We start from the raw sequence: 16306 nt of genomic DNA, 5'->3' as shown, positions 1-16306 counted from the left end.
TACCCGCTGCTCGGTTTGATGGGATTTTTCAGACAGAGATGCCGTTCCAATTGATCACGGCGAGGACGGTGACATAACCGATAGCTACGAGCATCAACGCCAGGGCGAGGTAGCCCACGGCTTTGATGAGGGAATAGAAGGTCGAATTAGTGTTACGCATGGCAAGTCCTTTTTGTTGTTCTGCGTCCTTTGAACCCGGCACGGCTGGCGATGGAAGCAATTTGCGTTTACTAATAACGTCTTAGCTCGACTGATCCTAACTCGACCTTTTAATCAGGTGCAATAGCTACGTTTAAAACCAAAGCGTGTGCGGACGGAGCCATTCTCCTCTCGAGCCAACGGCCCGCAAAACGTGCTGGCGTGGAGCCGAGGCACTTGCCCGGGTGAATATCCAAATGCCCATCGACTGGGCGGGTATTATCTGAGCACTGGGTCTATTTGGCGCGCTGATTTCCACCGAAAGCAGCGGCTGGCTCAAAACCCCTCAAACGGAGCGAGTTGGTCAACACGAACAGGCTGGAAAGACTCATCGCACCAGCGGCAAGCATCGGATTGAGCAGGAACCCGGTGAACGGGTAGAGCAGGCCGGCTGCCACCGGTATCAGTGCTACATTGTATCCATAGGCCCAGATAAAGTTTCCAATAATGGTCTTTCGAGTCCGGCGGGATAGAGCGATTGCCTCCAGGATACCGCGGAGGTCGCCACGCATGAGCACGATGTCGCCGGCCTCAATGGCAACATCCGTGCCGGTGCCTATCGCAATGCCAACATCGGCCTGCGCCAATGCCGGGGCGTCGTTGATACCGTCACCTACAAATGCAGTACGCAGGCCGCGCTGTTGCAGGCGCTTTATCTCGGCGGCTTTCTGATCTGGCAGCACCTCAGCGAGCACCTGTTCTATGCCGACCTGCCGGGCAATGGCCTCAGCTGTCGCGCGGTTGTCGCCTGTGAGCATGGCGACGCGCAGGCCCATCTGTTTGAGTGCGCTGATCGCCTCTGAGGAGCCCTCTTTGAGGGGATCGGCGACCGCTATCACCGCTGCGAGCTGGCCATCGACTGCAGCGTAGAGTGGGCTTTTTGCCTGCGTCGCCAGGGCGACGGCCTGATCTTCGACCAGACTCAGGTCAATGCCCAGTTGCTGCATGTAGCGGTCAGCCCCGACATTTAGTGTCCTGCCCTCTACTTCAGCCTCTATGCCATAGCCAGGCTCAGCCTGGAATCGGCTGACGGTGGGCAATTCCAGTGCCTGAGATTTAGCACCAGCAACGATCGCCTCTGCAATAGGATGTTCACTCTGAGCCTCGACGGCGGCAACCCAGCGCAGCACCGCCGACTCGTCCATTCCGTTAACCACAACGAAGTCGGTAAGCTCCGGACGGCCGCGGGTAAGCGTGCCTGTCTTGTCGAGGACCACAATTTCCGTGCGCGCAAGGGTTTCCAGGGCCGCACCTTTGCGAAACAGAACGCCCATCTCAGCACCTTTACCGGTGCCGACCATAATCGCGGTCGGTGTGGCCAGACCCATTGCGCAGGGGCAGGCGATCAATAACACGCTCACGGCCGTCACGAACGCGAAGGAGAGAGCCGGCTCCGGGCCGAAACCGTACCAGATGCCGAAAGTCAGCAACGCGATAAGGATTACCACTGGCACAAAGACGCCGGCTACCTTATCAGCTAGTTCCTGAATAGGCGGTTTTTCAGCCTGAGCGGCCTCGACCATGCTGATGATGCGGGAAAGCACGGTCTCGCCGCCGATGCGGGTGACCCGGAAGGTCAGGGCGCCATTTTTATTGATTGTTCCGCCTACTACCTCGCTGCCTTTGCCCTTTGCAACGGGCACAGGTTCGCCGCTGATCATGGACTCGTCCACGTAGGATTCGCCTTCCTCGACCACGCCGTCTACAGCGATGCGCTCTCCCGGTCGGGTTAGTACTCGGTCGTCGATGACGACGCTGTCGACAGGCAGTTCGAGGGTTTGACCCCCACGGATCACACGTGCTGTTTTGGCCTGGAGTTGTAACAGCTTCTTGATGGCTTCCGAAGTACGACCTTTGGCAACGTGCTCAAAGTACCGACCTAACAAGATGAGAGTCACGATGACGCCCGCTGCCTCGAAATAGCTTTCAGCGGTGCCGGCCGGGAAAATGCCGGGCGCCGCCAGCGCAAATACTGAATAAAAATAAGCGGCGCTTGAGCCGATCATGACGAGGCTGTTCATGCCGGGGTTGGCGTGCCTTAGCTCGGCAAACCCCGAGCGGAAAAAGCGGGCGCCGGCATAAAAAAGCACGGGCGTCGCCAACAGCCACTCAATGGCCATCCAGCCGCGGTGGTGAAGGAGGGCTCCGAAAAAGCTGTCGAGCCCCGGTAGCATTTTGCCCATACCGATGATGACCAGCGGTACTGTGAAAATTGCTGCGAAAATGACATTGCGTCGCAGTTCCATGCCCTCGTCGTCAGCCGCGCTCTGGTCGGGTCGGGCACCTGGCTCCTGCGGCTCATAACCAGCCTTGCGGATGGCCTGTTGAATTTCGGCTACAGACCCACTGCCGGGAATGAACGTAACGAACGCTTTCTGGGTGGTGAGATTGACAGAGGCCTCGACAACGCCTGGGCTTTTATCGATTGCGCGCTCGACCCGGCTGACACAGGCACCGCACGTCATACCCAGCACCGGTATCTCGACGCGCTCAAGCACGGGCTCGTAGCCCGTTTTGCGCACGGCCTCAACGGTGCTTATGGCCTCCGGCTTGTCTTCAAAGCTCACGGTGGCTTTCTCCGTGGCCAGGTTTACCTGAGCCCCTGTGACACCAGGCACCTTTCGCAATGCCCGCTCTACACGCCCAACACAGGATGCGCAGGTCATGCCACGAATGCCCAGTTCCAATTTCGCCATGGTGTGTGTCTCCAGAACATCATTTGAGTTCAATTGCGTTCCGCATTGGGCGCGCAGTCAGATGGGTATCAGCTCGAGTCTGCGAGCGCTTCTATGATCGGGCACCCGTCAATGGCACCTTTGCCGGAACAGTCTTTAAGTGCTTTGGCAAGCACAGCTTCGACACGCGACAGGCTTGCAATCTGTTCCCGTATCCGCACCAGCTTCTCCTCTGCTATGTGCTTGGCAACCGCGCGGTCGCCGTTCGCGTCCTGAAGCAACAACAGTTCCCGTATCTCGTCCAGCGCAAACCCCCATTGCTTCGCGTGCAGGATAAATTGCAATCGGGCTAGAGCGTCCTCAGTAAAGCGCCGGTAATTTCCTTGTGTGCGCGGGGGTTCCGGCATCAGATTCTCTTTCTCGTAATAGCGTATTGCCTGACTCCAGATACCGCTCAGGTTAGATAGTTCGCCAATGCTGTAGGTTTTCATGGCCGCCTCTTGCGTCAGCGCACGGTGCCGAATTTTCTTATCCGGTATTAGCTGTCCGATACAGCGTATCCTTGAAGTCAGCTACAAGGTCAAGCCCTTTAACGGCCACTGGGGGAGCTTGCTCGTTAAGTGACTTATAGTCGCGTGCCTGATGGCAGGAAGAGAAGTTCGGGAAAGGGGAAACAGTTATGATGGGATGGAACCGCTAACGCTCACCTGGCGTGGAGCGCTACTTGGATTGGGGTGTAACCTGGAATGAAAGGGAAACCCCCGAAGTCACCCCGGGGGCCGTCAAGAGTCATTGCAGGTTGGCGTCGTAACCTTCTTCCCGCACTGCCTCCAGAAGGGCTTCAGTTTCGGTACTTTCTGAGGCCTGGACGGCAGCCGTTCCGGCTTCCAGGTCCACCACAGCGGATTTGACGCCGTCTACGTTTTCGAGCGCCTGGGTTACTGCACGTTGGCAGTGGCCGCAGGTCATTCCCTTGATTTTGAGCATAGTGGTCGTCATTAGAATAGCTCCCGGATTCGTCGCCTTAACTGTATTGCTAAACATGCGTCCGGATGGCGCCGTATTCAACAGCTCCCGCGTTAATCGCTTCCGCTGAGTCGGAAACGCGCGAAGAAAAATAAACGGTCTCATCGGTGGAGGGGCTACGGCAGAGACGGTATAGTCCAGTGCTGGCGCGGCTTTCAAGCCGTGCTATCCCAGCCTTCGCCACAGTCGGATACCCACTTGCGCCTCGCCGCTAACATTTCGCCTTCGAAATTACGCAAAACGACGGCATGGCTTGCACTAGCGGCCATGGTGCTGCTCTTTGTCGGGCCTCTGGCGAATTCTGTAGCGGATGCTCTAGCTGCGTCGCCTCAAGCAGTTGTCGACAAGCTGACTGCAGGTCCAGGCCAGCCATCATCCCACGCTCATCTGACGCGCGCAGATCAACGTACGGCAGCTCAAGAGCCGGCGACGCTCGCTCATCATGATCCCGGCGACGTAAACGTTACCGAATGCGGCTACTGCACGTTCCTGAATCATTCCAGCCTCACAACGAGCCGGGCTGGGCTGCTGCTTGCCAACGACACAACCGCAAGTTTAGAGGTGGTCTTACGGATTCAGGCGAGGCCTGATTCTGGCGCCATCTTCCCCGATGCCCTTGTGCGGGCCCCGCCTGCCTGACACCACGTTCAGTTGTCAGTCAGTCTGCAGCGCTTATGCGGTTTTATGACCCACGCGTACCCCTTCTTAATCACTTCTGTAAGAGGGCCGTTGTGCGTCTAACGATTTGCCGCTGCTTGTGAAACATACGCACAAGGTGATCCATGTCTTCCCCCGATTCACGCTCAAGTCAGCTTTCTTCCGACCCTGCAGTCCCTGAGCCATCCTGGGCTTATGCCTTGGTGCTCAGACTCCACTTTTACATCGGGCTTATGGTAGGTCCTTTCATTTTCGTCGCCGCATTTACCGGCGGGCTTTATGTTATTTCACCACAGATCGAGAGCCTGCTTTATCGGGACCAACTGACGTCCGGCACAGTCGGTGACCCGCTGCCGCTGGCAATACAGATACGCGCAGCGCGATCACTTGTGGGCGACAGCGCCACACTTGTTGCCGTTAGACCGGCCCCCGAAGCCGGTGCAACCAGTCGGATCATGTTCGCTGATTCTCAACTGGCTGAATTCCAGCACAGGGCGATCTTTGTTGACCCGGTCAATGCAGAGATTCTAGGTGATAGCGCGGTCTATGGGACGAGTGGAGCGCTGCCGTTTCGGACCTGGACGGACCTGCTGCACCGAAGCCTGCATCTGGGGGCAATAGGGCGTTACTACAGCGAGCTTGCGGCGTCCTGGCTCTGGCTGGTCGCATTAGGGGGGGTGTTTATCTGGATTTCGCAGCGACGACGCGGGCGCCAGCATCGTCGGTTGGTTTCGAACTCGCCCTCGAACTCTTCTTCGAACCGACCGGTGAGCCCTTCAACCGGTCGGTCCAGCGCCCTGTCCAGTTCGAATCGAAAACCCGTAAAAGGGACTGTAACGTCCAGGGGCCTTGGTCCTGGCAACCGTAACCGGGCCCGATTGGGCCGTTGGCACTCGACCATTGGTCTTGTTCTACTGGTCGTATTGCTCTTTTTCTCCGTGACCGGGTTGACCTGGTCAAAGTGGGCCGGCGGTAATATCTCAGTTCTTCGGGCGAGTCTTGGCTGGGGCACGCCCAGCGTCAATACGGCCTTGGCTGACCTGCCGCCCCAACCCGGCGGCGCGCATAGTCACCACGACGATGTGGTGCCTGCTGCTACGGTCCCAGCAGGCGATTTACAGCGCGACGCTGCCTTGTTTGATGCCGTGCTGGAAAGCGCTCGCTCAGTAGGAATTGACGCAGGTATGGTTGAGATCAAACCGGCGTCAGAGCCTGGCCGTGCCTGGACGGTCACTGAGATTGACCGGCGCTGGCCGACCCAGGTTGACGCGGCTGCGGTCGATCCGAATAACCTTAAGGTTGTTGACCAGACGGACTTTTCGGAGTTTCCCGTAGCGGCGAAACTAACCCGCTGGGGTATAGATGCCCATATGGGCGTCCTGTTCGGCTGGCCTAATCAGGTCGTGCTGTTTCTGTTCGCCATGGCCCTTTGTTGCCTGGTGGTGTTGGGGTACGTAATGTGGTGGCGGAGGCGACCGACCCGGGTCCGCCCCTCTGGCCATCCGGGTGTGTTGGGTGCGTTCCTTCGCATGCCCATGGCGGCCAGAAGTGCCGTGGTTATTGTGGCGGGCCTACTGGGCTGGCTCTTGCCGGTAATGGGGGGAACGCTGGTGCTATTTGTACTGCTCGACGTTCTCCTTGGCCGGATGAAGGCCCGGGCCGGCTAACCGCGCCCAGCGCCGCCGGATCACTGCTGTCCGAACCTACTGTCTCAACCTCAGGTCTTCTCTAACCGGAAGACTTCGGGCCTGCCCGGTAGAGAAGTTCTACTTCAGTTCCCGTCGCGCCGCTTTTACACACCCGTAGCGTCCAGCCCAGGCGCTCACAGATCAGCCCGACGATGAACAGGCCCAACCCGTCCTCCGGTACTTCATTCTTGCTCTGCCGCTCGTTTAGCCGATCATGGATGTGCGGCGGTAGTCCTGCACCGGCGTCAACGACCCGGAGGCCATCATGGCCGAGTCTCACGCTTACTTGGCCGTGGGTGTGTCGCAGTGCGTTCTGGATAAGATTCCGAAGCAGCATATGCACCAGTGCTGGGTCTGCATGCACGCTGGGGGCAGGCTCAGTCCTAACAATAGTGACTCTTCCGGCGTTCTCCGGGGCACTGTTTTCAAGCTCCCCGATTACGGCAGAAACGCAGGCATTGGTATCAAGCTGATCTGCCTTCTCCATGCTGTCGGAACGATGGGCCAGCTTCAGGAGCGCGGCAACATCGGCCTGCATCTTGTCGGCAGCGCGTCGTATACGTGCAATTGTCTTCTGATCCGCTTCGCTCAGCGTGGCCCGCTGCTCCAGCACATCAAGGGCGCCCGATATTACGGCGATGGGCGTCCGGAGTTCGTGGCTGGCAAGGCTGATCATTGCTTTCTCGCGGTGGATATATGCCTCCAGGGCCGCAAGCAGGTCATTCAGCACCCGCACGATGTCGGCCAGTTCCTGATCCGCGTAGTCAGTACGGATAAGCCCGAGGTCTACGCCCGGCTTGCGGGTAGCGATTTGCCTCGACAGGTTCCTGAGTGGACGCACAATGCGTCCCGTACCGATACGGGCCAGAATGAGGCTTAGCACCAGCATGGCAAGGGCCAGGACAATAATACCGGCCTGTTGCAGCAAATCCTCGCGGTTCTCAAGAACGGTTATGTCCTGGGCCAGGTACAGAACCCCGGGCGGACTCTCTGTCCGTTCAATTGATACGAGGTGGGTTTCGTTGTCCGCATCAACCTCTGCTGCAAAAGGGACCGGCAGGCCGGCAAAGAGTGGGGGCAGGGCGGTGTTCACCGCAGTATCGGGTACATAATGGACCTGCAGCAGTGCGGAGCTCCAGGACTGCACGCGCGCCGATGCTTCGATGCGCTGCTGGAAAAATGCACGTTCTTCGGCCAGGCTTATGTTGAGATTGGTTTCTTCAATGTCCTCATAGATCCATTCGGTTGCTACGAGGGTCAGCGCCGCATTGATCAGGCCGATGGCGAGTGTCGTTCTGAAAATCCGCGCTGCAAGAGAGGCTTTCACAACTGGCCTTCCGACGGGTCGGGGCTTTCGATACGGTAGCCGCGACCGTGCACCGTCTTTATAAAAGGATGGCCGAAAGCTGTCTGAAGTGTTTTGCGCAATGCATAGACGTGTGTTCGCAGCGTGTGAGGGTCGCCTTCACCTATACCCCAGATGACGCGGCTAAGGTCCTCATGTGAAGCGAATCGCGGGTACTTCCTGATAAGCGCTTCAAACAGTCGCGATGATGTAGCTGAAAGTTCCACCGATCCCTTTCCGGAAAAGCTGGCAATCAACGTTCCGGGGTCATAGTGGAGGGCACCTGCGCAGAGAAGACTGCGGTCCGCAGTGCCCCTGCGAGTGAGCGCATCTATCCGCAGCTGCAATTCACGCAGCGCAAATGGTTTAACCAGGTAGTCGTCCCCGCCCAGGGCAAAGCCCTGTTCTTTGTCGCTCAGCTCGCCACGGGCGGTCATGAATATCACCGGCACAGAGCTGTGGAGATCGTTTCTCAGGCGACGACAGAGTTCGTAGCCAGATATCCCCGGCAGCATGATATCCAGCACGATAACGTCGTATGTATTGCTGGCAAGCAAGTGCAGTGCTGTAAGCCCATCCGAGGCAAAGTCCAGGGCGTAGTGGTCCTCGCTGAGGAATTCGGCCAGGTTCTCTGCAAGCGCCGTTTGATCCTCAACTATCAGTACTCGGGTAGGCAACCGGAGACTCCCCCTTTGAAAAACACTTTACAGCATCAGTAATATGCCCGGCGTGGCCAACCGAGAAGAGGCTCAGGCACACTCGTAGACTATATTGGAGGCTCAATACATAAGCGATAACGAAGGAGCAAGGCACCGTACAAAGATGGTCACTTCCGCCTTCACGCAGGCTCAGCCAAGGCGTAACGACGTGTCTTTGAAGGCTGGCCACTCAGTTGCAGATACCTGTCTATGACCAGCCAGGCAATGAGAGTTTCCTGGCGTCGGTCCATGAATTGCTGTGAAAAAGCATTGGCGTTTTTGATGATCGCCTGCGCTTCGTCGGGGTGGTTACGGTAGTACTCGATCTTCGCGGGGAGATCCGAGTGATCGTCCTTAAGCTGCACATAATGATAGCCGGCAATAAGGCTGCCCTCCATAAACCAGGTTTCGTATCTCGGCTTTCTCATCAGACAGAGCGAGTTGGACGCCATGATCCACTTGAGGTTGGTCGCTACATCGATGCCTTCCACGCTGACGATAAACTGGTACTGAAGCTGCTCCTGTATGCTCATGTAGTTGCGATGCCACGGCTGCGCTGACTTTTCCTTATGGCGGACACAGCCGATGTTACACATTGGGTGATCGGCGAAGCGTCGCGCAAAATCGATCCGATGCTGCCGATTCGATTTACCCCGCCAGACGGCCATCGGTTTTTTGGCAGCGAAAGGTATTTGATCTTCCACGAAGCAGTAGTGCCGAATACTGTTCAGCTTTAGCAGCACTGAGTTTGCGTTTGCCGGCCCTTCGGTGACAGGACGGCTCTTGACGAAGTGGGGCGTTTCGGGAATCTCGGTGACGTCACCAAACAGATAGCTGACCCTGGCTTCGGCTGGCAGTCCAGCTGTGACGCGCCTGAAATCACAACTGTATGCGCTGCTTTTGTTTTTCGAAGAGAATGCGCTGACCCGCTCCGCGGTCGGTGAAAGTGCAAAAGGCCGAGACAAACGGTTGTAGTAGTCCACGCGCTTTTCGATCGCTGCTCTTGCGTTTGGAGGCTGGGCCTGAAACTCCTCGACCAACGCGAGCCGTCTCCGCCGCCAGAACGCAGAAGGGACCATCCTAACTAAGGCATGGAGGCCATAGAAAGCCGCCCTGCGCAGGCTTTTACTGAATTGAATGTTCATGACCCTACCTGAAGTGGCTTGAGAGATAGCCCTGCTTTCGCCCGAAATAGGGCTTCTGGCATGTGCTTCACATTAATGGGCAGCGCGTCAAAGAAACCTCAGGTAAACATCAAGATTTCGTCAAAACCCGCGTTGCTTCGTTGCTTCGTTGTTTGCGTTGGCTCAGGTCAGCTGTTCGGCGTTGCAGCGACCCGATGCTTACCTTTATTGAGGATGCACTACACGAATGACGCCCGCGTTACACCATCGCTGGCTTTCGGCATCAGTCGTCCAGGGCCTTGAAAACCTACAGAATGGTATGGAAGGACGGAATGCGGAGGTGCTAGATTAGACGTTGCGCTGGGCTGAATCTCTTTAAACCCAGGCGCTGTGATTGCGGCGGCCAGGCTTGCTCAGGCAGGACCGCCGCGGCTTCAAGCGAAGGATCAACGCATGACCATCAAAAAGGTATTGATCGCCAACCGCGGCGAAATCGCAGTAAGGATCGCCCGGGCCTGCCAGGAAATGGATATTAAGGCAGTCGCGATCTACTCTCAGGCGGACCAGTATTCGCTCCACGTAAAAAAGGCGGACGAAGCCTACCAGATCAGCACCGACCCACTTTCCGGTTACCTCAACCCACACCATGTGGTGAATCTTGCAGTCGAGACAGGCTGCGATGCGCTTCACCCGGGCTACGGTTTTCTGTCCGAGAACGCAACGCTGGCGCAGGTCTGCAAGGATCGGGGAATCCGCTTTATCGGGCCCTCGGCAGACGTCATGAAAGCCATGGGCGACAAGACTGAAGCCCGGCAGACGGCGGAGAAGGCCAAGGTGCCCGTTACACCTGGGACGGGCAACCTCAAGGATATCGACGAAGCGCTGCAAGAGGCCGGCAGGATAGGCTATCCGGTTATGCTGAAGGCGACATCCGGAGGCGGCGGCCGCGGAATCCGACGCTGCAATGATGAGAAAGAGTTGAAGGCGAACTTTGACCGCGTCATCTCTGAAGCGACCAAGGCTTTCGGCAGCGCAGAAGTGTTCCTCGAAAAGTTTGTTGTTAACCCTCGCCACATCGAAGTGCAGATACTGGCCGACAGCCACGGTAACGTCATCCACCTTTACGAACGTGACTGCTCTATCCAGCGTCGCAACCAGAAGCTCATTGAACTTGCGCCGTCGCCGCAGCTCACTGAAGAGCAACGCCAGTACATCGGGGACCTGGCCGTGCGCGTTGCCACGGGGTGTGGCTATGAGAACGCGGGTACGGTTGAATTTCTGCTTGACGATAATGACGAATTCTACTTCATGGAGATGAATACCCGGGTCCAGGTAGAGCACACTATTACCGAACAGATCACCGGGGTGGACATTGTAAAGGAACAGATTCGGATCGCCGCCGGGGAGAAACTCAGGTACCGGCAGGACCAGATCAGTTATCGCGGGTTTGCGGCGCAGTTTAGAATCAACGCCGAAGACCCACAGAATAATTTCCTGCCCAGTTTTGGTCGCATCAGCCGTTATTACTCTGCAGGCGGGCCAGGCGTACGGACCGACGCGGCAATCTACAGTGGCTATGACATTCCACCGTTCTATGACTCCATGTGCGCCAAGTTGATTGTCTGGGCGATGGATTGGGAAGAACTTCTGGCCCGTTCGGGCCGTGCGCTGCACGACATGAATATCTACGGGGTGCGAACCACCATTCCGTATTACGAGAATATCCTCAATCATCCTGACTTCAGGGCGGCCAGTTTCAACACCGGTTTTGTTGAGGCACATCCGGAACTGACCCAGTACAGCCTCAAGTCGCGAAGGGAATCAATTGCCGCCGCTGTTGCCGCGGCCATCGCGGCTCAGGCCGGGCTCTAGTGTCCACGCGGTCAAGTCGATCACCGCGCGGGACAGACGCCCGGCGCAGTAAGGAGAAGATCATGGCAAAACGCAAAATAGATATTACCGACGTCATCCTCAGGGATGCGCACCAGTCCCTCATCGCCACGCGCATGCGGACGGAGGACATGCTGCCGGCCGCGGAGTACCTCGACAATGCGGGCTACTGGTCCCTGGAATGCTGGGGTGGGGCGACCTTTGATACCTGCGTGCGTTACCTCAAGGAAGACCCCTGGGAACGGTTGCGCCAACTGCGGAAAGCGCTGCCCAACACGCGGCTGCAAATGCTGTTGCGGGGCCAGAATCTGCTCGGGTACCGACATTACGCTGATGATGTGGTCGAGGCCTTCTGCCAGAAAGCCGCTGAAAATGGCATTGACGTTTTTCGGATCTTCGACGCCCTCAATGACGTACGTAATCTGGAAACGAGTATCAAGGCGGTAAAGCAAGCGGGCAAACATGCCCAGGGAACACTCTGCTATACGACCAGTCCGGTTCAGACGATCGAGCTTTTCCTGGAGCAGGCACGCGCCATGGCCGACATGGGCATAGACAGTATTGCAATCAAGGACATGGCCGGACTGCTCACGCCCCGGGCGACCGGGGAGCTGGTTCGCGCCCTGAAGAGCGAGTTTGAGCTGCCGGTGTTCCTGCACTCGCACTACACCTCCGGCATGGCAACCATGTGTCAGTGGGAGGCTCTGGACGCAGGAGTTGACCATATCGATACCGCGCTTTCTGCCTTCGCCGGCGGCACCAGCCACCCCCCAACTGAATCCGTGGTAGCGGCGCTGCATGATGCCGGGTATGAGACGGGCCTGGATCTCGCCCTGATTGACAAGGCCAACCAGCATTTTCGCGAGGTCCGCAAGAAATACCATCAGTTTGAGAGCGAATATAACGGTGTCGACACGGCCGTGATCCTGTCCCAGGTTCCAGGCGGCATGATGTCGAATCTGGCCAACCAGCTTAAAGAGCAGGGTGCGCTGGACAAGATCCGCGAAGTATTTGAAGAGATTCCGCGAGTACGTGAAGATCTCGGCTACCCGCCGCTGGTAACGCCAACTTCGCAGATTGTAGGCACCCAGGCGGTGATTAACGTACTGTCCGGCAAGCGCTATGACACCATTACCAATGAGGTGAAGAAGTACCTCCAGGGCTGGTACGGCAAAGCACCCGGCGAAGTTGACGCTGATCTCCAGCGCCGGGCGGTGGGTAAAGAGGAGCTTATTGATGAGCGCCCAGCCAATCTTCTGTCCAACGAGTTCCATAAACTGAAAGACGAGATCGGTGACCTGGCAGAGTCTGAAGAAGACGTACTGACGTACGCCATGTTTCCTGATCAGGCCAGACAGTATCTGGAACAGCGCCGTGCCGGTACTTTGCAACCTGAACCCCTGGAGCCCCGACCCAGTTCCGGGACCAGCGGAAACATATCCACCGAGTTCAAGATCACCGTTCACGGTGAAACCTATGACATTCACGTGACCGGGGCCAGCCCGACCAGCGACACCGAACGCCGATTCTACATGACCGTTGACGGTATGCCTGAAGAAATCTCCCTGGAATCAACGGGAGGTTTCAGGAAGGAGTCAGGCGATGGTAAACGGGCCAAGGTAAGCAAGGAAGGACAGGTCAGCACGACCATGCCGGGCAATATTGTTGATGTTCTCGTAAAAGAGGGCGATGAGGTCAGCGCCGGAGATCCTGTGCTGGTGATCGAGGCCATGAAGATGGAGACAGAGATCAAGGCGCCCACGACCGGCAAGGTCGTCTCGGTGCATATAAAGAAGGGCGACCGCGTGACGCCAGGCGAAGTTCTGGTGGAGATCGAATAGGCTGGGAGGAGATCCAGCCTGTTAGGAGGCGTTTTCGCGGCAGTTTAGCTGGGGGCCGAAAGCCTGCATTACGCGGTTTCGGCCAGTACCCTTTGCTTCATAGAGTGCCTCGTCTGCCTGGCGCAGACACGCCTCAACGCCCTGATCTTCACTGGGCACAAGCCAGACCAGACCGACACTGATCGTGACGACTTTAGTCTCCAGACCGGACTTTTCATGAGCAATGGCCAGGTCTTCGACCCTGCTTCGTACTAACTCTGCGAGGTCGGCGGCTTTGTCCCTGCTGAGCCCGAACCAGACGGCTGCGAACTCTTCACCTCCGTATCGGGCTACGATATCGAGCGGACGCTGCGAACACTCGGCGATGGCATGGGCAATAGACTTGAGAGCCTCGTCGCCCGCGGCATGGCCGTAAAAATCGTTGTAGGCTTTAAAATAGTCCACATCCATCATGGCCACCGCGACAGGGCGCTGTTCGCGCACGGCCTGCCTGAAGATCAGCGGGGCGTGATTGTCCAGGGCTCTGCGATTCAGAAGGCCGGTCAGGAAGTCTTTCTCTGCCGATGCAGACAGCAGCTTTTCCGCGTCATAGTTTTCGCGGCTCATGGCGTCCTGGAAATAGGATCCCACTGAGCCTATGAGGTTTGCCGCAACCAGAAAGAAGACGTTAATAAACAGGTTTTCGCCCACGACCCCGGCGTACAGCTCCATCCCGGTGTAAACCGCACAGATCGTCCAGCCGCACAACATGGCGCCCTGGAAACGCAGGCCCACCAAAAAATAGAAAAAGATCGTTACCAGAATAAGGCCTTCGTACGGCACAAGGACCTGTTCGGCACGACCGATCCACAGGATGTAGACCACGCCGGTTCCTACGATCAGCGCCCCGAAACCGATAATCCACTGCAGGTGGGGCTGCAGAATCTTGATGTAGGTTGCGCACCAGCCTATTGCCGCTATTGGCAAGAGGAGCAGTAACCGTATCTTCAACGCGTCGAAGTAGGCTTTCTCAGGCATCGTTATTGTGTCCAGTCCTGAGAACAGGACCATGAGCACCATCGTTGAGATCATGGCGCCGCGCATCCGCTTCAGGTGCTTGCGGTTGTAGTACAGATTGAAATCGCCACTGACGGCAGGGCTGGCGTCGAGCATGGGTTTACCTGGGTAGAATCAGCAGACAGCAACACCGGAACGATTGTCGTCCCGTTCGCCTTTGAGTCTAGCAGAAGCGCATGGACATCCAGTTCATGGGCTTCAGGCGTGCGGTTTGGAGGCCTGCCGTTAACTGTTGCCTACGCCAACGAACCGTTGCAATATCGCCTGAAGCTCGTCAATGCTCATGTCCACGTGCTCCACCACGCGGCCGTACAGCATAGCAGTCGGCACGTTCCGGCCATCCCGCGCTTCCTCGAGTTCTTTCAGGCAGTAAAGTACAGTCCGTTCCTTGACGTTGAGGCCGTCGCGCACATCGGGAATATTTTCATAAGGGCGTTGAGCGTTCATCAGGTCCTCGTTATGGGCCAGGGCTTCAGTCCTGTTCGTGCCGGCGTTGCCGGGGTCAGGTTTCCCGTTGGCCGTCCGCGGGCATAGCCGGACTACTCATGAGAAACGCTACTCCCAGGCTTGTGGCGGTCGAGGCGCCCAAAGCCCATGCAAAGGGGGCTAGCGTGGGGACCCCGCCGGGGAAACTTGCAAGCTCCAGACCGGAAATCAACGAACCCCCTGAATACCAGCCGGGTATGACTGTCGCAACCAGCCCGGCGATCGAGCCGGCCAGTGCTGCCGAAGTTGTCATACGCGCCCATAGCCCTAACAGAACAGGAACAACGGCCGACGCGCACAGGAGATCTGCGATCAGGAAGAGGCGCAGAACGGACATTCCCTGCAAGGCAATAAGTACCACGGGCAGCATCAGCGCTACGGTCAGCCAGCGCGCATTGGTCAATGTGAGGCCTCGCCGCTCGGTCAATGCCAGAGAAGCAATTGCGTTCTGCAAGGTGTCGACCGACGAGGCGACCAGCGTCAACGCCAGCACCAGAGCAGGCAGCGCCAGCCAGTCCGGCGCGCTGGTCAGCAGCGCAAAAAACGGCATTGGGGGAGTACCTAACTCAACCCCGGCAACTACTGCAGCAACGCCGAGACCGCCGACCAGCGCGACAACCAGCACGGTCGCAGCGCCGCCAAGGAGCGCGCCCTGACCCAGTTTTTTGGCGCTTTGCGCGGCCCAGAGCCGCTGCCAGTAGCCCTGGTGGAACAGATTTGCCGCCGTTACCGCGATAATTAGCGTCAGCGCCACACCCAGCCCGCTGGCCAAGGGGAGTTGGGGCATTGCGTGCTCAGCCGGGCTATCTGACGGGTATTGCAGGGCGACGAACGCGACAACTCCGAGCAGCGCAAGCAGCAGCGGCGCCTGCCAGCGGTCAGTGACAAGACTCGCCCTCAGCCCGCCCCACGCAGTGTAGGTGAGCGTTGTGAGCGCTACAGCAATCACCACCCAGCGACCATCGAGTTCCGAAAGCAGCGTCGTAATCGCACCGATAGCGGTCAGCTCTGCGGCAAGAAAACACAGCATATACAGCACTGACAGAAACGCGACCCAGCGACGCATCAGCGTGCCAAAACAAGCCTGCGCAAAATCGCCGATGCTCTGCCCATGGGGAACGCGACGGCGAATTGCCGGCCCGCAATAGGCCAGAATGAGAAATGGCAGGGCCGCGCCAACTGCATAACCGGCCAGGGCAACAGGCCCAGCCAGCGCAGCAACCTCTGGTGGCGCAAACAGTATCCAGCTACCCATTCCCGAAGCCAGAAATGAGAGTCCCAATGTGCGGGCGCCTTGCGAGTTTCTTGCGGTCATGTAGTCGTCGAGACCGCCATCGACGCGTCGCGCTCTGACGCCGACCCAGGCAAATAAAAGCAGTGCCAGGGCCAGGCTGGCTCCAGTGGTATAGATCATGTCGCTCTTCCTCCGCCGGTATTATCCGGATCAGGTTCCAGAGTTTGGACTTGCAGTTCCGGTCGCAGCTACACGGCACAGATCCGCAAGACGGTTCTCAGCCCTTTTGGGCTCCCCTGGCGACGAATGGTTGGTGGGTTATGACACTTCAATGGTGGCACAAAAGGTTGGCGTGGCGACAGGTGGAATAACGATTAACGTAGGCGGG

Annotated in this window: 14 protein-coding genes; 4 read left to right on the top strand and 10 right to left on the bottom strand. The window is 57.7% G+C overall.

All coding sequences use genetic code 11. From position 1 onward, the window contains the following. Nucleotides 1-28: 28 nt before the first annotated feature. From soil367_RS19105 to soil367_RS08965, 4 genes are all read right to left on the bottom strand, one after another. Complete coding sequence (locus soil367_RS19105) at nt 29-160, bottom strand: hypothetical protein (RefSeq protein WP_281283913.1); 132 nt, start codon at nt 158-160, stop codon at nt 29-31. A 274-nt stretch (nt 161-434) separates the two neighbouring features. Then, on the bottom strand, nt 435-2894 hold the full coding sequence (locus tag soil367_RS08975; RefSeq protein ID WP_136548782.1) for a heavy metal translocating P-type ATPase: 2460 nt from the start codon (nt 2892-2894) through the stop codon (nt 435-437). A gap of 68 nt (nt 2895-2962) precedes the next feature. Then, the gene (locus soil367_RS08970) at nt 2963-3364 is read right to left on the bottom strand and encodes a MerR family transcriptional regulator (RefSeq protein WP_136548781.1); all 402 of its coding nucleotides are present in this window, start codon (nt 3362-3364) and stop codon (nt 2963-2965) included. A 298-nt stretch (nt 3365-3662) separates the two neighbouring features. Then, the gene (locus tag soil367_RS08965; protein ID WP_136548780.1) at nt 3663-3872 is read right to left on the bottom strand and encodes a heavy-metal-associated domain-containing protein; all 210 of its coding nucleotides are present in this window, start codon (nt 3870-3872) and stop codon (nt 3663-3665) included. A 189-nt stretch (nt 3873-4061) separates the two neighbouring features. Between soil367_RS08965 and soil367_RS19190 the strand changes: the two genes are divergently transcribed. Together soil367_RS19190 and soil367_RS08955 are read left to right on the top strand one after the other, a co-directional pair. Next, a complete protein-coding gene (locus soil367_RS19190) occupies nt 4062-4538 on the top strand; it encodes a DUF2946 family protein (protein WP_425459972.1) in 477 nt (158 codons plus the stop codon). Nucleotides 4539-4681: 143 nt separating this feature from the next. Next, nucleotides 4682-6223: a PepSY-associated TM helix domain-containing protein gene (locus soil367_RS08955; protein ID WP_136548778.1), complete on the top strand. Its 1542-nt coding sequence runs from the start codon at nt 4682-4684 to the stop codon at nt 6221-6223. A gap of 61 nt (nt 6224-6284) precedes the next feature. Here the strand turns inward: soil367_RS08955 and soil367_RS08950 are convergent, their stop codons facing one another. The 3 genes from soil367_RS08950 to soil367_RS08940 form a co-directional block, all read right to left on the bottom strand. Beyond that, nucleotides 6285-7571 (bottom strand): sensor histidine kinase, encoded by a 1287-nt coding sequence (locus soil367_RS08950; protein WP_136548777.1) that lies wholly within the window; start codon nt 7569-7571, stop codon nt 6285-6287. Next, nucleotides 7568-8266 carry a response regulator transcription factor gene (locus tag soil367_RS08945; RefSeq protein WP_136548776.1) on the bottom strand — a complete coding sequence of 233 codons (699 nt, stop codon included), beginning with the start codon at nt 8264-8266 and terminating at the stop codon, nt 7568-7570. The genes soil367_RS08950 and soil367_RS08945 overlap by 4 nt, the downstream gene beginning before the upstream one ends. A gap of 161 nt (nt 8267-8427) precedes the next feature. Next, nucleotides 8428-9432: a glycosyl transferase family 90 gene (locus soil367_RS08940; RefSeq protein ID WP_136548775.1), complete on the bottom strand. Its 1005-nt coding sequence runs from the start codon at nt 9430-9432 to the stop codon at nt 8428-8430. 432 nt (nt 9433-9864) lie between these two features. Here soil367_RS08940 and soil367_RS08935 point away from each other — a divergent pair, with 432 nt between their 5' ends. Further along, nucleotides 9865-11283, top strand: coding sequence for an acetyl-CoA carboxylase biotin carboxylase subunit (locus soil367_RS08935; protein WP_136548774.1), 1419 nt, complete (start codon nt 9865-9867; stop codon nt 11281-11283). A gap of 62 nt (nt 11284-11345) precedes the next feature. Next, entirely contained in the window at nt 11346-13142 is a 1797-nt protein-coding gene (gene oadA, locus soil367_RS08930; RefSeq protein ID WP_136548773.1) for a sodium-extruding oxaloacetate decarboxylase subunit alpha, read from the top strand. 21 nt (nt 13143-13163) lie between these two features. Here the strand turns inward: oadA and soil367_RS08925 are convergent, their stop codons facing one another. The 3 genes from soil367_RS08925 to soil367_RS08915 all read right to left on the bottom strand — a co-directional run bounded on the left by soil367_RS08925 (nt 13164) and on the right by soil367_RS08915 (nt 16098). Beyond that, a complete protein-coding gene (locus soil367_RS08925; RefSeq protein ID WP_136548772.1) occupies nt 13164-14294 on the bottom strand; it encodes a GGDEF domain-containing protein in 1131 nt (376 codons plus the stop codon). Between the two features lie 129 nt (nt 14295-14423). Next, entirely contained in the window at nt 14424-14645 is a 222-nt protein-coding gene (locus soil367_RS08920; protein WP_136548771.1) for a hypothetical protein, read from the bottom strand. Nucleotides 14646-14700: 55 nt separating this feature from the next. Continuing rightward, on the bottom strand, nt 14701-16098 hold the full coding sequence (locus soil367_RS08915; RefSeq protein WP_136548770.1) for an SLC5/6 family protein: 1398 nt from the start codon (nt 16096-16098) through the stop codon (nt 14701-14703). Between the last annotated feature and the right edge of the window lie 208 nt (nt 16099-16306).

Source organism: Hydrocarboniclastica marina, from assembly GCF_004851605.1.
Taxonomy (GTDB): Bacteria; Pseudomonadota; Gammaproteobacteria; order Pseudomonadales; family Oleiphilaceae; genus Hydrocarboniclastica; species Hydrocarboniclastica marina.
The sequence above is the reverse complement of the archived record's forward strand: the minus strand, read 5'-3'. Positions and strand labels throughout refer to the sequence as shown.

Coding starts and splice junctions, on each gene's coding strand:
- soil367_RS08975 (WP_136548782.1), bottom strand. CDS start 2,894: ATGGCGAAATTGGAACTGGGCATTCGTGGCATGACCTGCGCATCCTGT.
- soil367_RS08935 (WP_136548774.1), top strand. CDS start 9,865: ATGACCATCAAAAAGGTATTGATCGCCAACCGCGGCGAAATCGCAGTA.
- soil367_RS08940 (WP_136548775.1), bottom strand. CDS start 9,432: ATGAACATTCAATTCAGTAAAAGCCTGCGCAGGGCGGCTTTCTATGGC.
- soil367_RS19105 (WP_281283913.1), bottom strand. CDS start 160: ATGCGTAACACTAATTCGACCTTCTATTCCCTCATCAAAGCCGTGGGC.
- soil367_RS08970 (WP_136548781.1), bottom strand. CDS start 3,364: ATGAAAACCTACAGCATTGGCGAACTATCTAACCTGAGCGGTATCTGG.
- oadA (WP_136548773.1), top strand. CDS start 11,346: ATGGCAAAACGCAAAATAGATATTACCGACGTCATCCTCAGGGATGCG.
- soil367_RS08915 (WP_136548770.1), bottom strand. CDS start 16,098: ATGATCTATACCACTGGAGCCAGCCTGGCCCTGGCACTGCTTTTATTT.
- soil367_RS08955 (WP_136548778.1), top strand. CDS start 4,682: ATGTCTTCCCCCGATTCACGCTCAAGTCAGCTTTCTTCCGACCCTGCA.
- soil367_RS08925 (WP_136548772.1), bottom strand. CDS start 14,294: ATGCTCGACGCCAGCCCTGCCGTCAGTGGCGATTTCAATCTGTACTAC.
- soil367_RS08920 (WP_136548771.1), bottom strand. CDS start 14,645: ATGAACGCTCAACGCCCTTATGAAAATATTCCCGATGTGCGCGACGGC.
- soil367_RS08965 (WP_136548780.1), bottom strand. CDS start 3,872: ATGACGACCACTATGCTCAAAATCAAGGGAATGACCTGCGGCCACTGC.